14 protein-coding genes are annotated in these 19909 nt (G+C 64.8%); 8 read left to right on the top strand and 6 right to left on the bottom strand.

Features of this window, described 5'->3' with window-relative positions:
- Nucleotides 1–13 precede the first annotated feature (13 nt).
- A complete protein-coding gene (locus tag JQ580_RS11300; protein WP_212280116.1) occupies nt 14–400 on the top strand; it encodes an MAPEG family protein in 387 nt (128 codons plus the stop codon).
- A 162-nt stretch (nt 401–562) separates the two neighbouring features.
- On the opposite strand, the gene JQ580_RS11295 is transcribed toward JQ580_RS11300, so the two are convergent.
- The 3 genes from JQ580_RS11295 to JQ580_RS11285 form a co-directional block, all read right to left on the bottom strand.
- Nucleotides 563–1756 (bottom strand): ABC transporter substrate-binding protein, encoded by a 1194-nt coding sequence (locus JQ580_RS11295; protein WP_212280115.1) that lies wholly within the window; start codon nt 1754–1756, stop codon nt 563–565.
- A gap of 289 nt (nt 1757–2045) precedes the next feature.
- Nucleotides 2046–5213, bottom strand: coding sequence for an efflux RND transporter permease subunit (locus JQ580_RS11290; protein WP_212280114.1), 3168 nt, complete (start codon nt 5211–5213; stop codon nt 2046–2048).
- On the bottom strand, nt 5210–6415 hold the full coding sequence (locus JQ580_RS11285; RefSeq protein WP_212280113.1) for an efflux RND transporter periplasmic adaptor subunit: 1206 nt from the start codon (nt 6413–6415) through the stop codon (nt 5210–5212). Before JQ580_RS11285 ends, JQ580_RS11290 begins: the two co-directional genes overlap by 4 nt.
- Nucleotides 6416–6752: 337 nt before the next feature.
- Here JQ580_RS11285 and JQ580_RS11280 point away from each other — a divergent pair, with 337 nt between their 5' ends.
- The 7 genes from JQ580_RS11280 (at nt 6753) to JQ580_RS11250 (ending at nt 15213) form a co-directional block, all read left to right on the top strand.
- Complete coding sequence (locus tag JQ580_RS11280; protein WP_212280112.1) at nt 6753–7907, top strand: iron-containing alcohol dehydrogenase; 1155 nt, start codon at nt 6753–6755, stop codon at nt 7905–7907.
- 18 nt (nt 7908–7925) lie between these two features.
- Nucleotides 7926–9476: an AMP-binding protein gene (locus tag JQ580_RS11275; protein WP_212280111.1), complete on the top strand. Its 1551-nt coding sequence runs from the start codon at nt 7926–7928 to the stop codon at nt 9474–9476.
- Between the two features lie 252 nt (nt 9477–9728).
- Nucleotides 9729–11327: an ABC transporter substrate-binding protein gene (locus tag JQ580_RS11270; RefSeq protein WP_212280110.1), complete on the top strand. Its 1599-nt coding sequence runs from the start codon at nt 9729–9731 to the stop codon at nt 11325–11327.
- Nucleotides 11328–11357: 30 nt separating this feature from the next.
- Nucleotides 11358–12305 carry an ABC transporter permease gene (locus JQ580_RS11265; RefSeq protein WP_212280109.1) on the top strand — a complete coding sequence of 316 codons (948 nt, stop codon included), beginning with the start codon at nt 11358–11360 and terminating at the stop codon, nt 12303–12305.
- 9 nt (nt 12306–12314) lie between these two features.
- Entirely contained in the window at nt 12315–13208 is an 894-nt protein-coding gene (locus JQ580_RS11260) for an ABC transporter permease (RefSeq protein ID WP_212280108.1), read from the top strand.
- The gene (locus tag JQ580_RS11255) at nt 13208–14215 is read left to right on the top strand and encodes an ABC transporter ATP-binding protein (RefSeq protein WP_212280107.1); all 1008 of its coding nucleotides are present in this window, start codon (nt 13208–13210) and stop codon (nt 14213–14215) included. Before JQ580_RS11260 ends, JQ580_RS11255 begins: the two co-directional genes overlap by 1 nt.
- On the top strand, nt 14212–15213 hold the full coding sequence (locus tag JQ580_RS11250; protein ID WP_212280106.1) for an ABC transporter ATP-binding protein: 1002 nt from the start codon (nt 14212–14214) through the stop codon (nt 15211–15213). Before JQ580_RS11255 ends, JQ580_RS11250 begins: the two co-directional genes overlap by 4 nt.
- On the opposite strand, the gene JQ580_RS11245 is transcribed toward JQ580_RS11250, so the two are convergent.
- From JQ580_RS11245 to JQ580_RS11235, 3 genes are all read right to left on the bottom strand, one after another.
- The gene (locus tag JQ580_RS11245; protein ID WP_249134087.1) at nt 15170–15883 is read right to left on the bottom strand and encodes a hypothetical protein; all 714 of its coding nucleotides are present in this window, start codon (nt 15881–15883) and stop codon (nt 15170–15172) included. The two genes, JQ580_RS11250 and JQ580_RS11245, sit on opposite strands and share 44 nt — an antisense overlap.
- Nucleotides 15884–16221: 338 nt before the next feature.
- A complete protein-coding gene (locus JQ580_RS11240) occupies nt 16222–18195 on the bottom strand; it encodes an acetyl-CoA carboxylase biotin carboxylase subunit (RefSeq protein WP_212280104.1) in 1974 nt (657 codons plus the stop codon).
- Nucleotides 18192–19808, bottom strand: coding sequence for an acyl-CoA carboxylase subunit beta (locus JQ580_RS11235; protein WP_212280103.1), 1617 nt, complete (start codon nt 19806–19808; stop codon nt 18192–18194). Before JQ580_RS11235 ends, JQ580_RS11240 begins: the two co-directional genes overlap by 4 nt.
- Nucleotides 19809–19909 lie beyond the last annotated feature (101 nt).

The following is a 19909-nucleotide window of genomic DNA, read 5'->3' as shown; positions in this document are numbered from 1 at the left end:
AGGGAATTCCGCGATGTATCATTTCACCGCTCTCGTCACGCTGCTGGCGATCGCATTTTATTTCTTCACCTGCATCAACGTGTCGCGCTCGCGCAGCACCACCGGCGTCAAGGTGCCGGCAATGTCGGGCCATCCGGATTTCGAACGCGCCTTCCGCATCCAGATGAACACGCTGGAGTGGATGCCGATCTTTCTGCCGGCGCTCTGGCTGTTCGCTGTCTATATCGGCGACGGCATCGCGGCAGCGCTCGGCGCGGTCTGGATCATCGGCCGCGTCGTCTATTTCATCGGCTATTCGAAGGCGGCCGCCAAGCGCGGTCCGGGCTTTGCGATCCAGGGCATTGCGGCCATTGCGTTGTGGGCGGGGGCGCTCGGGGCGGTGGTGTTGCGGCTGGTGTGAGAGAATTCCGGCATCGTGGGTGCTCGTGTCCCGGGCGCGGTGCAGCATGTAACGCTGCGCCGCTGAACCGGGACCCAGCAGGCGGTCGCCGTCCGGACAGAAGGGCCCCGGCTCTGCATCGCACCGCTGCGCGCTGCGATGCGTCCGGGGCACGAGAGTGCCCTACTTCGTCAACGGGCAGCCGCTGTCCTTGGCGGTGAAGAAGGCCTTATCGCCGGGAACGGTGGCGAGCAGCTTGTAATAATCCCAGGGCTTCTTCGACTCCGAGGGTTTCTTGACCTCGAACAGATACATGTCGTGGATCATGCGGCCGTTCTCGAGCACCTTGCCGCCTTGCGCGAAGTCGTCGTCGACCGGCAGCTCCTTCAGCTTCTTGGCGACCGCATCGGGATCCTTGGTGCCGGCCGCCTTGACCGCCTTCAGGTAGCTCAGCGTTGCCGAATAGGTGCCGGCCTGGATCATGTTCGGCATCCGGCCGGTGCGCTTGAGGAAGCGTTCGCCGAGGTTGCGCGAGCGGTCGTTGACGTCCCAGTAATAGCCTTCGGTCAGCACCAGGCCCTGTGCGGCCTGGAGCCCGAGGCCGTTCACCTCGGCGAGCGTCATCAGCAGGCCGGCGAGCTTCTGGCCGCCGGAGACGATTCCGAACTCGGAGGCCTGCTTGATCGAGTTGGTGGTGTCGAGGCCGGCATTGGCGAGGCCGACGATCTTGGCCTTCGAACTCTGCGCCTGCAGCAGGAAGGAGGAGAAGTCCGAGGAGTTGAGCGGCACGCGCACCGAGCCGACCACCTTGCCGCCATTGGCAGTGACGATCTCGCTGGTGTCCTTCTCCAGCGCGTAGCCGAAGGCGTAGTCGGCGGTGAGGAAGAACCAGGTGTCGCCGCCAGCCTTGGTCAGCGCACCGCCGGTGCCGACGCCGAGCGCGCGGGTGTCGTAGGCCCAGTGGAACCCGTAGGGCTGACAGGCATCGCCCGTGAGGCGCGAGGTCGCGGCGCCGACGACGATGTCGATCTTCTTCTTTTCCTTGGAGAGCTCGTGGATCGCGAGCGCGACCGAGGAGGTCGTCAGTTCCGTGATCATGTCGACGTTCTCGACGTCGTACCAGCGCCGTGCGATCGAGGTCGCAAGGTCAGGCTTGTTCTGGTGGTCGGCGGTGACGAGCTCGACCTTCTGCCCCAGCACCTCGCCGCCGAAATCCTCGATCGCCATCCTGGCCGCCTCGACCGACCATTTGCCGCCGTAATCGGCATAGACGCCGGACTGGTCGTTGAGGATGCCGATCTTGACGCCTTGCGCAGACGCCGGCGCCGCCAGCACCAGGGCGGAAGTTGCGACGGCGGCCAAAAGTGCTGATTTCATCTGTTAGCTCCCAGCAGTTTCTGTTTTGAAATCGCGCGGATACTAGTGAAGAACCCCGCGCCTGCCCATCCATTTCACGTTGGCCGTTAGTATGGGCGGTGCGCGCCAAACAACATCTGTCGTCCCGGACAAGCGAAGCGCGGATCCGGGATCCATAACCGCAGGGACGAGCTTGGCGAAGATTCGTGGCTACCAATCTCGCGCCACATCTTCTTCCTGGGGATCTGGGTCCCCGCCTACGCGGGGACGACAGCGAGGGTAAGGGTACGCCGGCGGCCACCACCTGCAGTTAGGAGCCCACCACTTTCGGCTTCCCCTCGTTCCGCCCCTCGGCCAGGTTCCGCACAAGCACATAGAAGATGGGCGTGAACAACAGGCCGAACAGGGTGACGCCGATCATGCCGAAGAAGACGGCGACGCCGACGGCCTGCCGCATCTCGGAGCCGGAGCCGCTCGATATCACCAATGGCAGCACGCCGAGGATGAAGGCGAAGGACGTCATCAGGATCGGCCGCAGCCGCAGCCGGCAGGCGTCGATCACGGCCTCCAGCCGCGGCTTGCCCTCGTTCTCGATGTCGCGCGCAAACTCGACGATCAGGATCGCGTTCTTGGCCGCCAGCCCCACCAGCACGACGAAGCCGATCTGGGTGAGGATGTTGACGTCCTGCCCCATGATGCGCACGCCGATGGTGGCAGCCAACAGGCACATCGGCACGATCAGGATCACCGCGAACGGCAGGGTCCAGCTGCCATATTGTGCGGCGAGCACGAGATAAACGAACAGCACGCAGATCGGGAACACGTAGAGGCCGGCATTGCCACCGGTGATCTGCTGATAGGACAGGTCGGTCCATTCGAAGGTGAAGCCGCTCGGCAAGGTGTCGTCCGCCAGCTTCTTGATGGTGTTGAGCGCCGTGGTCGAGCTGGTGCCCGGCGCCGGCTCGCCCTGGAGCTCGGACGCCGCATAGAGGTTGTAGCGCGCAACGCGGTCGGGACCCGAGACATCCTTGAACTCGACCACGCTGCCGAGCATCACCATGTCCCCGGAGGCGTTGCGTGTGCGCAGGCGCGCGAGATCGCTGGGCTCTTTCCGGAACGGGAAGTCGGCTTGGGCGGTGACGTGATAGGTGCGGCCGAACAGGTTGAAGTCGTTGACGTAGGTCGATCCGAAATAGCTCTGGATCGTATCGTTGATGTTCGAGATCGGAACGCCGAGCTTCTGCGCCTTGGTGCGGTCGATGTCGACGAACAGCTGCGGCGTGTTGGCCGAGAACGGCGAGAACACCGTGGGGGCGAGCAGCATGGGCGATTTGCGCGCTGCAGCGACGAGCTCGTCGGTGGCTGCGGCGAGCATCTCCGGCCCGCGGCCCTGGCGGTCCTGGATGCGGATGGTGAAACCGCCGCCCGTGCCGATACCCGGTACGGCCGGCGGCGGGATCACGATGATGAACGCGCCCTGGATCGCGGACAGGCGCTTGCGCAGGTCGGCCGTGATCGCGTTCGCCGTGAGGCCTTTCTTGATCCGAGCCTCGGGCTCGTCAAACACCGGGAACAGCGCGGCCGCATTGCCGGCCTGCGTGCGGGTGGCGCCCGAGAAGCCGGCGAAGGCAGCGACGCGGACGATGCCCGGCGTCTCCAGCGAGATCCGCTCGATCTCGCGCACGACCTCCGTGGTGCGCGCCAGCGACGCGGCGCCTGGCAATTGCGCGGAGATGATGACGTAGCCGCGGTCCTGAGCCGGAATGAAGCCTTGCGACGTGGTCGCGATCAGCCAACCGGCGCTGCCGATCAGCACGACGTAGATCAGGATCATCACCACCGAATGCCGAATGACGAAATCGGCGAGGCCGGCATAGCCATGGGCCAAGCGATCGAACACGCGGTTGAAGACGCCGGTGAAGGCGTTCCAGCCGCGCGCTATGACATTCCAGCCCGCTGGAGGCCGCTTCTCCCCGTGCGGCGTGAGGATCAGCGAGGCCAGCGCGGGCGACAGCGTCAGCGAGCAGAAGCACGAGATCGCGGTCGCAACCGCGATGGTGACGGCGAATTGCTGGAAGAATTGCCCGGAGATGCCGCCGAGGAACGCGGTCGGCACGAACACCGCGCAGAGCACCAGCGCGATCGAGACCAGCGCGCCGCCGACCTCCTCCATCGTCTTCAGCGCCGCGTCGCGCCGACTCATGCCGTGCTCGAGATGGCGCTCGACGTTCTCAACCACTACGATGGCGTCGTCGACGACGATGCCGACGGCGAGGACGAGGCCGAACAAGGTGAGGTTGTTGATGGAGAAGCCCAGCGCGGCCATCACCGCGAAGGTGCCGACCAGCGACACCGGGATAGCGATGATCGGAATGATCGCAGGCCGCCATCCCTGCAGGAACACCAGCACGACGATGACCACGAGCAGCATGGCTTCGTAGATGGTCTTGATCAGTTCGTGGACGGACTGTGCGATGAACTCGGTGGGATTATAGCCGATATTGAAGTCGAGGCCCTTCGGAAAGGTCTCCTTCAGCCTCGTCATGGTGTCGGTAATGTTCTTCGCGGTCGCGAGCGCGTTCGAGCCCGGCCGCTGCGTCACCAGCATGGCGACGGCGGATTTGCGCAGCAGGAAGCTGTTGGTGGTGTAGGAGAGCGCGCCGAGCTCGATGCGGGCGACGTCGCGCAATCGCACGATGCGGCCGTCGGAGCCAGCCTTGATCAGGATGTCCTCGAACTGCCTTTGGTCCTTCAGGCGGCCGGTGAAGGTGAGGTTGGGCTGGAAGGCGCGATCGGCGATCGGCGGCTCGGCGATCTGGCCGCCGGCGATCTGCACGTTCTGGGCGCGGATCGCAGCCAGCACCTCGGCCGAGGTCAGGCCGAGATTGGCGATTCGATCGGGGTCGAGCCATAGCCGCATCGAATAGTCGCGCGCGCCGAACATCTGGATGTCGCCGACGCCGTCGAGACGCAGCAGCTGGTCGCGGACCTGCAGCAGCGCGTAGTTGGAGATGTAGAGCTGGTCGAAAGTGTCGTCCGGCGACAGCATGAACACGACCATCAGGATGTCGGGCGAGTTCTTGCGGGTGGTGACGCCGTTACGCTGGACCTCCTCGGGCAGGCGCGGCTGCGCGATCGCGACGCGGTTCTGCACCAGCACCTGGGCCTTGTCGAGATCGGTGCCGAGCTTGAAGGTGACGGTGATGGTGAGCTGGCCGTTCGAGGTGGCCTGGCTGTAGAGATACAGCATGTCCTCGACGCCGTTGATCTCCTGCTCGATCGGAGCCGCAACTGTGTCGGACACGGTCTGCGCGGAGGCGCCGGGATACTGCGTGGTGACGACGACCGTCGGCGGCACCACTTGCGGATATTCCGACACCGGCAGCGTGGTGTACGCGAGCGCACCGACGATCAGCAGCACGATCGACAGCACCATCGCCAGGATGGGCTGGTTGATGGAGAGGCGGCCGAGATTCATGACTTGCCACCGGCGGGCGCTGGCGCCGTCTGCGGCGTGACCTTGGCGCCGACACGGGCGCGCTGGATGCCGTTGACGATGACGCGGTCATCGGCCTTCAATCCCTCGCGTATCACGCGCAGACCTTCGTCGAGCGGCCCGAGCACCACAGGGCGCGCCTCAACGGTGTCGTCGGGTTTCACAACGAACACGATCTTGCGGGACTGATCGGTCGCAACAGCGACGTCCGGAATCAGCAGTGCCTCATAGGGCGCGCTGCCGATCAGCCTGACACGGCCGAACTGACCGGGCAGGATCGACAGGTCCGTGTTCTTGACCACGGCGCGGCTGCGCAGCGTGCCGGTCGAAACGTCGAGCCGGTTGTCGAGGAAGTTGATGGTGCCTTCATGCGACGGCTTGGTTTCGCCGGCCAGCGTCACCTGCACCGGATTGGCGGTGTCGCGCGAGCTCGGGCGCCGGCCCTCGAACCACAGCTTGCTGTACTTGATGAAGGTCGCCTCATCCATGTCGAAATAGACGTAGATCGGGTCGAGCGTGACGATCGAGGTCAGGAGGGTCGAAGAGCCATTGTCGCTGCCCTGCACGAGATTGCCGGGGCTGACGAGATGGCGGCCGACGCGGCCGGTCAACGGTGCCGTCACATGGGTGAATTCGATGTTCAGTCTTGCGGCTTTCAGCGCGCCTTCCGCCTGCACTTCCGCGGCATGCGCAGCCTGCAGGGCCTGACGGCGCTGGTCGACGACCTGCTCGGAGACCGCGCTGCTCTGCACCAGGCTGAGGCCGCGGTCGAGCTCGCGCTTGGCCAGCTCCACCTTGGCCCGGGCATCCGACAGCTGTCCCTCCGCCTGCGTGGCGACTGCCTCGAACGGACGCGGGTCGATCACGTAGAGCAGATCGCCCTGATGCACGATGGCGCCGTCCTGGAATTCGACCGAGTTGACGAAGCCGCCGACGCGCGGGCGCACCTGCACCTCCTCGACCGCCTCGAAGCGTCCGGTGAACTCGTCCCAATCGGTGACAGTGCGCTTGACCGGCTGGGCGACCGTCACGGGCGGCGGCGGCGGCGCGGCTGCTTGTGAGGTCGGCTGCCCGCAACCGGTGAGCGCGAAAGAGGCGACGAGCAGACCCACAAGTGCGTAATGTCGCGGCTGGACGTAATCGTGCTTTTTGACAAGTCGCTCGCTTCCATCCGGTCCAGCCATCCCAGGTCCTCGCATCGTCCTTTGTCAAAAGCCGCGGAAAAAGCAGGGTAGGCATTTACCCGCGGGCGTTCCAAGATGGGTGGAGTTGATGAACACTTCAAGACCAAAGCGCTTGCAGGTCTTCCGAGCGCACCCTGACCGGATGGCGGGTTGACGGATCCGACTGAGGCTCTCCCAAGGGAGACGAGACTGTTGACGAGGCACGGCGCCACCCTCCCCTAGAGGGCCCGAAGCGGGAGGGTCAGGAAATAAGCCAGCGCCTTCGCACATGACGGAGGCCGGCGGCTCGGCTAGATTACGTCCACAAGAACAAGACAGATTGTCCGGGAGGACAGGCGTGCACCAGGGACGTGTCGTTTTCGGCGCGATCGAGGAGGTCGTGTTTGGCCATCCTGCGACCGAGGCCATCGTCGCGCAGATGGACCGGCTGGGAACTCATCGTGCTTTCCTGATGGTGTCGGGCACACTCAACCGACAGACCGATGAAATCGAGAAAATCAAGCAGGCCTTGGGCTCGCGCTGCGCCGGCCTGTTCGACGCCATGCCGGCGCATACGCCGCGTGAGGCGGTGATCGCGGCTGCAAATGCCGCGCGCGAGGCGGGTGCCGACCTGATCGTCACCGTAGGCGGCGGCTCGATCACCGACGGCGCCAAGGCGGTGCAGCTTTGCCTCGCCAACGGCATCACCGACCTCGACGGCATCGACCGCATCCGCGTCCATAAGGGCACGGCGCCGGAGATGAATGCGCCGACGGTGCGGCAGGTCAGCGTGCCGACCACGATCGCCGGCGGTGAGTTCAGCGCGATCGCGGGCGTCACCGACCGCCGCACCAACGTGAAGCAGATGCTACGGCACCCGCTTGCCGTGCCGCGCGCGACCATCCTCGATCCCGCCATCACCGTGCACACGCCGGAGTGGCTGTTCCTGTCGACCGGGGTCCGCGCCATCGACCATTGCGTCGAGGCGATCTGCTCGCGCGAGACGCATCCTTATGCCGACGCGCAATCGGTGAAGGGCCTCGCCATGCTGGCCGACGCCTTGCCACGGGTGAAGGCCGATCCCGCCGACCTCGACGCGCGGATGGATGCGCAGATCGGCACATGGCTGTCGATGGGTGCGCTCGCGGCCGGCGTTCCCATGGGCGCGAGCCACGGCATCGGCTACGTGCTGGGCGCGGCCTTCGACGTGCCGCACGGCTACACCTCCTGCATCATGCTGCCGGCAGTGATGCGCTGGAACGCGCGCGACAACGCCGAACGTCAGATGATCGTCGCCGCCGCCATGGGTTATCCCGGCCACGCCGCCGCCGACGTGCTCGATGCCTTCATCCGCTCGCTCGGCATGCCGCGCAGCCTCGCGGAGGTGCGCGTCTCTCCCGAGCATTTCGATGATATCGCCGAGCAGGCGATGCGCACGAACTGGATCCCGCGCAATCCGCGCAAGATCGAAGACCCGGCGCAGGTGCGCGAAATCCTGCTTCTCGCCGCATAGTCCACAGCCGGAGGATAGATGTACCCAGGTCAGCATGCCCGCCTACGCCCGCTGCAGCCCGCCTTCATCATGGCGGCAACAGGCGAAGCCGTCACCTATCGCGAGCTCGATGCGCGCAGCAACCGGCTGGCCCATCTGTTCCGCAGGCACGGCCTGAAGCGGCTCGACCATTATTCGATCTTCATGGAGAACAATTCCCGCTATCTCGAGGCCTGCGGCGCGGGCGAACGCTCCGGGCTGTACTACACCTGCATCAACTCCTTCCTGACGCCGGGCGAACTCAGCTATCTGCTCGTCAACAGCCAGTCGAAGATCCTGGTCACCTCGGTGGCGAAGCTCGACATCGCCCGCGAGGCGATCCAGGCTTGTCCCGATATCAAGTTCTGCATCGTCGCCGACGGACCCGGCGAGAGCGAGCGCATCGTCGGTCTTGCGGACGTGACCGCGGATATGCCGACAACACCCATCGCGGATGAGTGGCTCGGCACCGCCATGCTCTATTCGTCCGGCACGACGGGACGGCCGAAAGGCATTTTGCGACCGCTGCCGGAGGAGCCGCCGAAGCACAATCTGCCGCTGTTCGATTTCCTGACCAAGCTCTGGCACTACCGCGAGGGCATGGTCTACCTCTCGCCGGCGCCGCTCTATCATTCCGCACCCCAGGCGGCCGTGAACCTCACGATCCGCATGGGCGGCACCGTGATCATCATGGAGAGCTTCGATCCCGAGCGTTACCTCGAGCTGGTCCAGCGCTGGGGCATCACGCACACCCAGCTGGTGCCGACGATGTTCTCGCGGATGCTGAAGCTGCCGGAAGAGGTGCGCGGCCGCTACGACCTGTCGTCGCTGGAGATCGCGATCCATGCAGCGGCGCCCTGCCCGGCACTGGTCAAGGACGACATGATCAGATGGTGGGGCCCTATCATCCACGAATATTATGGCGCGACCGAAGGCCTCGGTTTCACCGCTTGCAACAGCGAGGAATGGCTGAGCCACCGCGGCACCGTCGGCAAGGTGTTGCTCGGCGACCTCCACATCCTCGACGAGAACATGCGGGAATGCCCGACCGGCACCCCCGGCCAGGTCTGGTTCAAGACGGCGACGCCGTTTGAATATTTCAACGATCCGGAGAAGACCAAGGAGGCCCGCTCGGCCGACGGCAGCATGAGCACGGTCGGCGATGTCGGCTATGTCGATGCCGACCGGTTTCTGTACCTGACCGACCGGGCCACCTTCATGATCATCTCCGGCGGCGTGAACATCTATCCGCAGGAATGTGAGAATCTCCTGATCACCCACCCCAAGGTCGCCGATGCCGCCGTGTTCGGCGTGCCCAATCCCGATCTCGGCGAAGAGGTGAAGGCGGTGGTGCAGCCGATGCCCGGTATCGTACCGGACGCGGCGCTCGCCGAAGAGCTGATTGCGTTCTGCGCAAAATCGCTGTCGCGGCAGAAGGTGCCGCGCTCGGTGGATTTCGAAAAGGAATTGCCGCGGCTGCCGACGGGGAAATTGTACAAGCGCCTGCTGCGGGACCGCTATTGGGGCAACAAGGCGTCACGGATTGTGTGAGGGCCTGGCTCCAGATTCCGCTGTCGTCCCGGACGAGCGAAGTGTCGATCCCGGACCCATGACGACGTAAGGAGTTTGGCGAAGACACGGTGTTTGCTTCGACGCACTACAACTTCTCCCTGTAATCATGGGGCTCGGGTCCGTCATCCGAATTGTCGAGGCGGCTTGTGGCCTTACCGGTTGCCTCCTCCGGCTTGCGTGCTATCGTCGCGACAACAGGCCGCAAAAGGCCGATCTCCAGGGAGGATGAGCATGCGGAGCGTATGGGCGCTCGCCGCAATGGCGGCGCTATCTGTGCTGACGGCCTCGACCATCACGCTCGCCGGCGATCCCAAGCAGGGTGGCGTCCTGCGCATGTATCATCGCGACAGTCCCGGCAACGCCTCGATCCATGAAGGCGCGACCTATTCGCTCAATGTTCCCTTCATGCCCATTTTCAACAACCTCGTCATCTACAAGCAGGATGAGGCCCAGAACAGGATGGACAACATCATCCCCGAGCTCGCGGAGAGCTGGGGCTGGGTCAATGACAACAAGACGCTGACTTTCAAGCTGCGCCAGGGCGTGAAATGGCACGACGGAAAGCCGTTTACTTCGGCCGACGTCAAATGCACCTTCGACCTGCTGATGGGGAAATCGCAACAGAAGTTCCGGCAGAATCCACGCAAGAGCTGGTACAACGAGGTCAACGAGATCTCGACCAACGGCGATCTCGAGGTCTCCTTCAACATGAAGCGACCGCAGCCCTCGCTGCTGGCCCTGCTCGCCTCGGGCTACACACCGGTCTATCCGTGCCATGTCTCGCCCGGCGACATGCGCACCCATCCGATCGGCACAGGCCCGTTCAAGTTCGTCGAGTTCAAGGCCAATGAGTCGATCAAGCTGACGCGAAACACGGACTATTGGCGCAAGGGCCGTCCCTATCTCGACGGCATCGAGTTCACCATCATCCCGAACCGCTCGACGGCCATCCTCGCCTTCGTCGCCGGCAAGTTCGACATGACGTTCCCGACAGAGGTGAGCATTCCGCTGCTCAAGGACGTGAAAACGCAGGCGCCGAACGCGGTCTGCGTGGTCGAGCCGAACAACGTCGCAACCAACATCATCGTCAATTCCTCCGCGCCGCCGTTCGACAATGTCGACATCCGCCGCGCCATGGCGATGGCGCTCGACCGCAAGTCCTTCATCTCGATCATGTTCGAGGGCCAAGGCGACGTCGGCGGCACCATGCTGCCGCCGCCGCAAGGGCTCTGGGGCATGCCGAAGGAAATGCTCGAGAGCATTCCGGGCTATGGTCCCGACATCAACGCCAATCGCGAGCAAGCCAGGAAGCTGATGCAGAAGGCCGGCTACGGGCCCGACAAGCACCTCGCCGTCAAGGTCTCGACCCGCAACATCCCGGTCTATCGCGACCCCGCGGTGATCCTGATCGACCAGCTCAAGAGCATCTATATCGACGGCGAGCTCGACGTGGTCGAAACCGCAAACTGGTTCCCGAAGGTCGCCCGCAAGGATTACATGCTCGGCCTCAACCTCACCGGCAATGCCGTCGACGATCCCGACCAATCCTTCTACGAGAACTATTCCTGCGGCTCGGAGCGCAACTACACCAATTACTGCAACAAGGAGATCGAGAAGCTGTTCGACGTGCAATCGCAGGAGACCGATGTCGAGAAACGCAAGAAGCTTGTCTGGGACATCGACAAGAAGCTGCAGGAGGACGTGGCGCGCCCGATCATCTTCCATGCACGCACGGGCACGTGCTGGCAGCCCTACGTCAAGGGCGTGACCGTGATGTCGAACAGCTCCTATAACGGCTACCGTTACGAAGACGTCTGGATGGACAAGTAAGCGCGCTGGCAGCTCGACGGGAGGCGCGACATGTTTGCCTATCTGGTGCGGCGCCTGTTCCTGATGCTCGTGACCCTGTTCGGCATCTCGATCGTCATCTTCCTGCTGCTGCGCATCGTCCCCGGCAACATCGTCGACATCCTGTTCGCCGCGGCCGGCTACGTCGATCCCGCCGACAAGGCCAATCTGGAGAAGGAGCTCGGCATCGACCAGCCGCTGGTCGTGCAATACTGGCACTGGATCTCAGGTTTTCTGCGCGGCGACTTCGGCTACTCCTACGTCTCCGAGAAGCCGGCGCTGCAGGAGATATTGCCGCGGATCCCGATCACGGCACGGCTCGCCGGTCTCGCGCTGCTGTTCTCGGCCTCGATCGGCATCCCGCTCGGCGTCATCAGCGCGGTGAAGCAAGGTACGCGGCTGGACTACGCCCTGCGTATCGTCAGCTTGAGCGGATTGTCGCTGCCCTCGTTCTGGCTCGGCCTGCTCATCCTGACGGCGTCGGTGGCGATGTTCGGCCAGATGCCGATCTTCAATCCGAACCCACAGACCTGGCTCGAGGCATTCGCAACCTACGCCGTGCCCGCCGCCGCCGTCGGCTTCCGCAGCGCCGCCCTGACCATGCGCATCACGCGGTCCTCGATGCTGGAGGTGCTGCGCCAGGATTACATCCGCACCGCGCGCGCAAAAGGCGCCTCCGAGACCGCCGTCAACTATCGGCACGCGCTGAAGAACGCGATCCTGCCCGTCATCACCGTGATCGGCATCGAGGCGGCATTCCTGATCGGCGGCCTGATCGTCACCGAGACGGTGTTCAACATCCCCGGTGTCGCCCGCTTCCTAGTCGAGGCGATCCGCTGGCGCGACTATCCCATCGTGCAGAACCTCGTGATGCTGATGGCCGTCGTGGTGGTGAGCGCGAATTTCATCGTCGACATGCTTTACGCCGTGTTCGATCCGCGCATCAGGTACACGGATTAGGAGATCAATTTGGCCGCGATCGACTTCGACGTTGAGCTGAGGCGGGCCGGCGCGCATGCGACCGGCGGCTGGCGGCGCGTGCTGTTTCTGGCACAGCGGCATGTGCTGGGCGCGGCGGGTCTCGTCATCATGGCCGCGTTCGTATTGACGGCGATCTTCGCCGACTTCATCGCGCGATATGATCCCCTTTCGATCGACTCGGCCCGCGCGCTGGCCCGCCCGAGCCTGGCGCACTGGATGGGAACGGACTCGTTCGGCCGCGACGTGTTCAGCCGCATCATCCACGGCGCGCGGATCTCGCTTGCCGTCGGGATCGGCTCGACCGCGCTCGGCGGCACGATCGGCGTCATCGTCGGCCTGACCTCCGGCTATCTCTCCGGCTGGGTCGATCTGGTATTCCAACGCGTTTCCGACGTGCTCCAGGCTCTGCCGTTGCTGGTGCTGGCGCTGGTGATGACGGCGGCACTCGGCCCGTCGCTGCCGAACGTGATCATAGCGATTGCCATTCCACTGATCCCCACGGTCGCGCGCGTCATCCGTGCCAACACGCTGGCGCTGCGGGAACTGCCCTTCATCGAGGCCGCCAAGTCGATCGGCATGAGCGAGGTGCGCATCGCGCTCCGCCATGTGCTGCCGAACACGCTGGCGCCGCTGATCGTACTCGCCACCGCCCAGCTCGGCTCGACCATCCTGACCGAAGCCTCGCTGTCGTTCCTCGGTCTCGGCATTCCCGAGCCTTATCCATCATGGGGCCGCATGCTCTCCGAGTCAGCCGCCGAATATGTCCGCACCGCGCCGTGGCTGGTGATCTTCCCGGGCATTGCGATCAGCCTCGCCGTATTCGGCGCCAATCTGTTCGGCGACGCCCTGCGCGACATCCTCGATCCCCGGCAGCGCGGCTGATGACCGACAAATCCGATCTCGTGCTCGAGGTGAAGAACCTGAAGACGGTGTTCTTCACCAACTCCGGCCTGTTCAAGGCCGTCGACGACCTCTCCTTTGCCGTGAAGCGCGGCGAGACGCTGGCGATCGTCGGCGAATCCGGCTGCGGCAAGAGCGTCACCGCGCTGTCGCTGATGCGGCTTGTGCCCGATCCGCCCGGCCGCATCGTCGGCGGCTCCATCTCGCTCGAAGGCACCGATCTGTTGGCCCTGGGTGAGGCGGAGATGCGCGCTGTCAGGGGCAACCGCATCTCCATGATCTTCCAGGAGCCGATGACCTCGCTCAACCCGGTGATGCGGATCGGCGACCAGATCGTCGAGGCGGTCCGGCTGCACCGGAACATCCCGGCCAAAGAGGCCCGGACTATCGCCGTCGAGATGCTGCGTTTGGTTCGTATTCCCGAACCGGCGCGGCGCGCGAAGGAATACCCGCATCAACTCTCCGGCGGCATGCGCCAGCGCGCGATGATCGCGATGGCGCTGGCTTGCCGGCCGGCGCTGCTGATTGCGGACGAGCCGACCACCGCGCTCGACGTCACCATTCAGGCGCAAATTTTGGCGCTGATCCTCGACCTGCAGAAGGAGCTCGGCACCGGGCTCGTGCTGATCACGCATGATCTCGGCGTCGTCGCGCAGACCGCACAGCGCGTGATCGTGATGTATGCGGGGCGGAAGGTCGAGGAAGCCAGCGTCGAAGCGCTGTTCGCCGCGCCCAAGCATCCCTATACGCGCGGGCTGATGGCGTCGATCCCGGCTGTGCCGGCCGCCGGCGTTCCGGTACAGGCGCGGCTGAACGAAATCCCCGGCACCGTGCCGTCTCTGGTGCGGCTGCCAAAGGGCTGCGCCTTCGCGCCGCGCTGCAAGCTCGCGATCGAGCGCTGCGAGGCAGAATATCCGCCGCTGGCGGATTGGGGGAGCGGCCATCTTGCCGCCTGCTGGCGCGCGGAAGACGTCGCGGAGGTGGCATGAGCGAGGTTCTGCTCGAGGTCACGGACCTCAAGAAGCATTATCCGGTGCGCGCCGGCGTGCTGCGCCGGCAGGTCGGCACCGTGCATTCGGTCGACGGCGTCTCGTTCTCCCTTGGTGCCGGCGAAACCCTCGGGCTGGTCGGCGAGTCCGGTTGCGGCAAGTCGACGGTGGCGCGCAGCGTGCTGCGACTGGTCGAGCCGACCTCGGGCCGGATCCGGCTCGACGGCGAGGACATCACCCATTTGTCCAAGACGGCAATGCGCCCGCACCGGCGCTCGATGCAGATCGTGTTCCAGGACCCGTTTGCCTCGCTCAACCCGCGCATGGCCGCCGGCGACATCGTCGGCGAACCGCTTGCGGTGCACGGGCTCGCCAGCGGCAAGGCGCTCGAGGCACGGGTCGCGAAGTTGTTCGAGCAGGTGGGCCTGCGTCCCGACCAGATGCGCAACTTCCCGCATCAATTCTCCGGCGGCCAGCGCCAGCGCATCTGCATCGCACGGGCGCTGGCACTCGAACCGCGCCTGATCGTCTGCGACGAGCCGGTGTCCGCGCTCGACGTCTCCATCCAGGCGCAGGTGATCAACCTGTTGATCGACCTGCAGCGCCAGCACGGCTTCTCCTACCTCTTCATCGCGCATGATCTGGCCGTGGTGGCCCATATCAGCCACCGCGTCGCCGTGATGTATCTCGGCCGGATCGTCGAGATCGCCGGCAAGGACGAGCTATTCCGCAATCCCAGGCATCCCTACACGCAGGCGCTGCTGGCCTCGGTGCCGGTCGCCAATCCGCTCGCGAAGAAGCTCGCGCCGCTGGTCGATGGTGACGTGCCGAGCCCGGTCAATCCGCCCTCGGGCTGCGCGTTTCACACCCGCTGCCGGTTTGCGATGGACCGGTGCAAGACGGAACGGCCGGCGCTGCTGGACGCGGGCGACGGACATCAGGTGGCGTGCCTGCTCAATGGCGGGACGGGACGGAGCCAGTTGGCGCCAACGACCTGATCACCGGCCAGGCCGCCAGCGCGGCAGCGAGATGCTTGAGCGTATGGCCCGAGACGATATGTCCTGTCGCATCGAAGATGAGCGCGTCGCCGAGCTCGAAAAGCTTGGCCAGCACATAAAAGAAGATCACGCCAGCGAGCGGCACGCCACGCGCACCAGGCCGGGGGCGCGTCAGCGCAAGTCCCACCGCCAGTGCCATGCCGCCGAACTGCACGGCAACCCATGGCGTGAGATTCTCGCGTGCCACCCAAGCAGCCAACACGCCCGCGATCATCATCAGCACCAGCACAGCCTCTCCGGCGCGCACGCTGACGCGCTCGCTGGCCGCGATGCCCAGAAAGCCCGCGAACGCAACCGCCATACCGAGACGATCGGCCACGAGCCGCTGCGGCATGTCGGGGTCCAGGTGATAAAGGCCAGAACCCAGGCAGGTGAGGATCAGTCCCACGAAGAACCAGCTTGCGCCCACGGGCGCATCAGGGCGTGCGCGCAGCCGCTCCGAACCCCAAACGCCCATCGCGAGGAAGGCAAGATTGCTCAGCACGTCGCCGGCGTTGGGCACACCGAGCCAGGTGCGACTGTCGACGAAGTGCGGGACGTGCCAGGTGGCGGCGGGCAGCGGCGGGGCGAGGAGCGCGGTCAGCGTCAGAGCGCAGAGCGCGCCGATCAAATAGCTCTCGCGGCGTTGTGGCGCGGCGAACGGGAGACCGCGGGATACCGACGGGAGTGTGGGCTTGGTCGCTTGGGCAGCATCATTGGCGCGTAACATGCCGGCTCCATAATTGAACAATGTTCAATATATGTATCTAAAACGCGAACAATGTTCAAATAATGTTTTTAATTTAGCTTACACCTCATATAACCCATTGAAACAACTTGACCTTTTTGCATCCCATGCGTGTCGGGACAGCCGGAGCGCGCCCACCACGCCTCTCCACCACTCGAGAAACGACGATGAGCCGGCGCCCCTGCACCTTTGCCCTACGATGTCGGTGCTTGTCGCGCCGACTAGCCTCCGATCTCGGCGACGATCCTGCCCGTGGTGACCTGCTCGCCTTCGGCGACGTCAATCGCGGCGACCACGCCGTCGATGCCGGCTTTGTGGACGTGCTCCATCTTCATTGCTTCCAGCGTCAGCACCGGCTGGCCGGCTTTGACAGAGTCACCCGGCTTGACCAATACGGCGACGACGCGCCCGTTCATGGCGGCGCGCACCTTGCCGTCACCGCCATTGGCGGCAGTGGCCTTCGGCGCGGCGAGCGTGAGATCGCTGACCGCGAGCGGAACGCCGCGGTGCTGGACGTAAAGCCGATCGCCGTCGCGCAGAAACTTTGCGCTGTCCATCACGCCGTCGTGGCGAAAGCGGATGGCGCCGGAATCGAGTTGATCAATTTCGAATTTGTCTTGCCGGCCGTCGCTGGCGACAGTGTAGCCGCCATCGCGCTCGCGCGTGACTTCGAGTTCGTATGTCTGACCTGAGATCTCGATCTTCGCCGGCAACGGAAAGGTGGCGGCTAGGCTCCGACCGGCCTGCCACGACGGGGCGCGCGGGTTGGTGACGTAGAGCAGCAGGCCCGCCAGCGCCATATCGAATGGCGCGGACGGGCGTGGTGCCAGCAGCTCGTCGCGATGCGCGCCGATGAAGGCCGTCGTCGCCTCGCCCTTGGCAAACCCGGCATGACGCAGGCAGGACATCAGGAACGCCTGGTTGGTGGTCACGCCGAAAGCGGTGAGCTGCTCCAGGCCAACGATCAGCCGTCCCCTCGCCTCCTCACGCGTGGCGCCATGGCTGATCACCTTGGCGATCATGGAATCGTAGAACGGCGGGATCTCCGAGCCCGATTGCAGCGCGTGCTCGACGCGGATGCCTTCAGGTACTTGCCAAAGCGCCATGCGACCCGACTGCGGCATGAAATCGTGCGCGGCATCCTCCGAGCAGAGCCGCACCTCGATGGCATGGCCGGAAAACTTGATGTCCTGCTGCTTCACCGGCAGCGCTTCGCCGCGGGCGACGCGCAGCTGGAGTTCGACGAGATCGAGCCCCGTAATGGCTTCGGTCACGGGATGCTCGACCTGGAGGCGGGTGTTCATCTCCATGAAGTAGAACGCGCCGCTGGCATCGAGCAGGAATTCCAGCGTGCCGGCGCCCTCATAACGCAGCGCTTTGACCGCGGCGACCGCAACGTCACCCATTTTCGCGCGCAGCTCCGGCGCGACCGCCGGTGAAGGTGCCTCCTCGATCAGCTTCTGATGCCGCCGTTGCACCGAACAGTCGCGCTCGCCGAGATGGACGGCGTTGCCGTGGCTGTCGCCGAACACCTGGATCTCGATGTGGCGCGGATTCTGGATTGCGCGCTCGAGGATGACGGTGGCGTCGCCGAATGCCGCCTTGGCTTCAGACCGCGCACTGCGCAGCGCATCAGGAAACGAAGCGGCGTCTGTGACCAATCGCATCCCGCGGCCGCCGCCGCCGGCAACCGCCTTGATCATGACGGGGAAGCCGATCTCTCTGGCTTCCGCAAGCATGACCTCGTCGCTCTGCTCGGCACCCTGATAGCCGGGCACGCAGGGCACGCCGGCCTTCTTCATGATCTCCTTGGCACCGGCCTTGTTGCCCATCGCCTCGATCGCCTGCGGCGAGGGACCGATGAAGACGAGACCGGCATCCTTGCAAGCTTGCGCGAACTCCTCGTTTTCGGCGAGAAAGCCGTAGCCGGGATGAATTGCGTCCGCGCCGCTCGCTTTCGCCGCGGCAATGATCGCAGGAATGTTCAGATAGGACTGCGCCGGCAAGGCTTCGCCGATGCGCACGGACTGATCGGCCTGCTTCACGTGAAGCGCATCCCGATCCGCATCTGAATACACCGCAACGACGCCAAGTCCGAGTTTTCGCGCACTGCGCATCACGCGCAGCGCGATCTCGCCGCGGTTGGCGACCAAGACTTTGAAGAACGGCCGGTGCTGCACTGATCCGTTCCTCATGGGCGCGCCACCGAAAACTGCATGCGTTGAGGCGTGCGTGCGTCGCCTTCGCGGCAGATGGCCAAAACTTCAGACAGCACCGCGCGGGTGTCGCGCGGATCGATCACGCCGTCGTCGAGTACGCGGGCGCTGGTCGAGAATACGTCCATCTGGCCGTCGAATACGCCGACGATCTGTGCCTTCATAGCCTCCAGCTTGTCCTTCTCGATCGGCTTGCCGCGGCGCGCCGCGGCGGCTTCGGTCACGATCGCCATGGTCTCGGCGGCCTGCTCGCCACCCATTACGGCAGTCCTGGCGTTGGGCCAGGAGAAGCAGAAGCGAGGATGGAAACCGCGGCCGCACATGCCGTAATTGCCGGCACCGAACGAGGCGCCGCAATAGATCGTGATCTGTGGCACCGTCGCCGAGGTCACCGCCTGGATCATCTTGGAGCCGTGCTTGATCATGCCGGCTTCTTCATAAGCTCGGCCGACCATGTAGCCGGTGGTGTTGTTGAGGTAGAGGATCGGCGTACGGGTCTGGCAGCACGCCTGGATGAAATGCGTCGCCTTGTTGGCGCCGGCGGGATCGAGCGGCCCGTTGTTGGAGATGATGCCGATCGCCTGGCCTTCGACACGGGCATGGCCGCAGACCGTGGCGGGGCCGTAATTCGGCGCCATCTCGGTGAAGTCGGAGTCGTCGACAATGCGCGCGATCACCTGCTTCATGTCGACGGGGCGCTTGTGGTCCATCGGCATGATGCCGAGCAGTTCATCCTGGTCGTAGCGCGGCGGCTTGAACTCCCGCGCCGCCTTGCCAGGCCGTTCCCATTCCAATGCGGCCATGATCTCGCGGGCGATGCGCAACGCGTCGCGGTCGTCCTCGGCAAGGTAGTCGCCAAGGCCGGACACTTGCGTGTGCATCTCGGCGCCGCCGAGCTCTTCCTCCGTCGCGATTTCACCGGTCGCGGCCTTGAGCAGGGGCGGGCCCGCGAGGAAAGCACGGGTGCGGCCGCGCACCATGACGATGTAGTCGGACAGGCCGGTCTGGTACGCGCCGCCCGCAGTCGAGGAGCCGTGTGTCACGGTCACGACGGGCAGGCCCGCAGCCGAAAGCCGCGCGAGGTTACGAAAGATGTTGCCGCCGCGAACAAAATCCTCGACGCGATAGCGCAGCAGGTTGGCGCCGGCGCTTTCGACGAGTTGCACGTAAGGCAGCTTGTTCTCCAGCGCCAGTTCCTGCACGCGGATCGTCTTGTCGAGGCCGTAAGGCTGCAGCGCGCCGGCGTCGATGCCGGCATCATTGGCGCTGACCATGCAGCGGATGCCCGAGACGAAGCCGATGCCGGCGATGACGCCACCGCCCGGCACGCTCCTGGTCGCATCGGGCACGTCGAACATATAGCCGGCGAGCGTCGACAGCTCGATGAATGGCGCGCCGGGATCGAGTACCAGTGCAACGCGCTCGCGCGGCAGCAACTGCCCGCGCTTGTGGAAGCGATCCTTGGCCGCCGCCGACGCCGTGCGCGTGCGCTCTTCCAGCGCGCGCATGCGGTCGATCAGGCCCAGCATGCCATCGCGGTTTGCGTGGTAGGCCGCGCTGCCGGGGGAAATGGTGTTTTCGAGAATGGACATCAAAGCTCCTGCCCGTCATTCCAGAACGCGCGCAGCGCGAGCCCGGAATCCATGCTCCCAATCGTGGTTATGGATTCCGGGCCTGGCCCTTCGGGCCATCC

This window comes from Bradyrhizobium sp. SZCCT0148, from assembly GCF_018129985.1.
Taxonomy (GTDB): domain Bacteria; phylum Pseudomonadota; class Alphaproteobacteria; order Rhizobiales; family Xanthobacteraceae; genus Bradyrhizobium; species Bradyrhizobium japonicum_H.
This window is presented reverse-complemented; position numbering and strand designations above follow the sequence as displayed.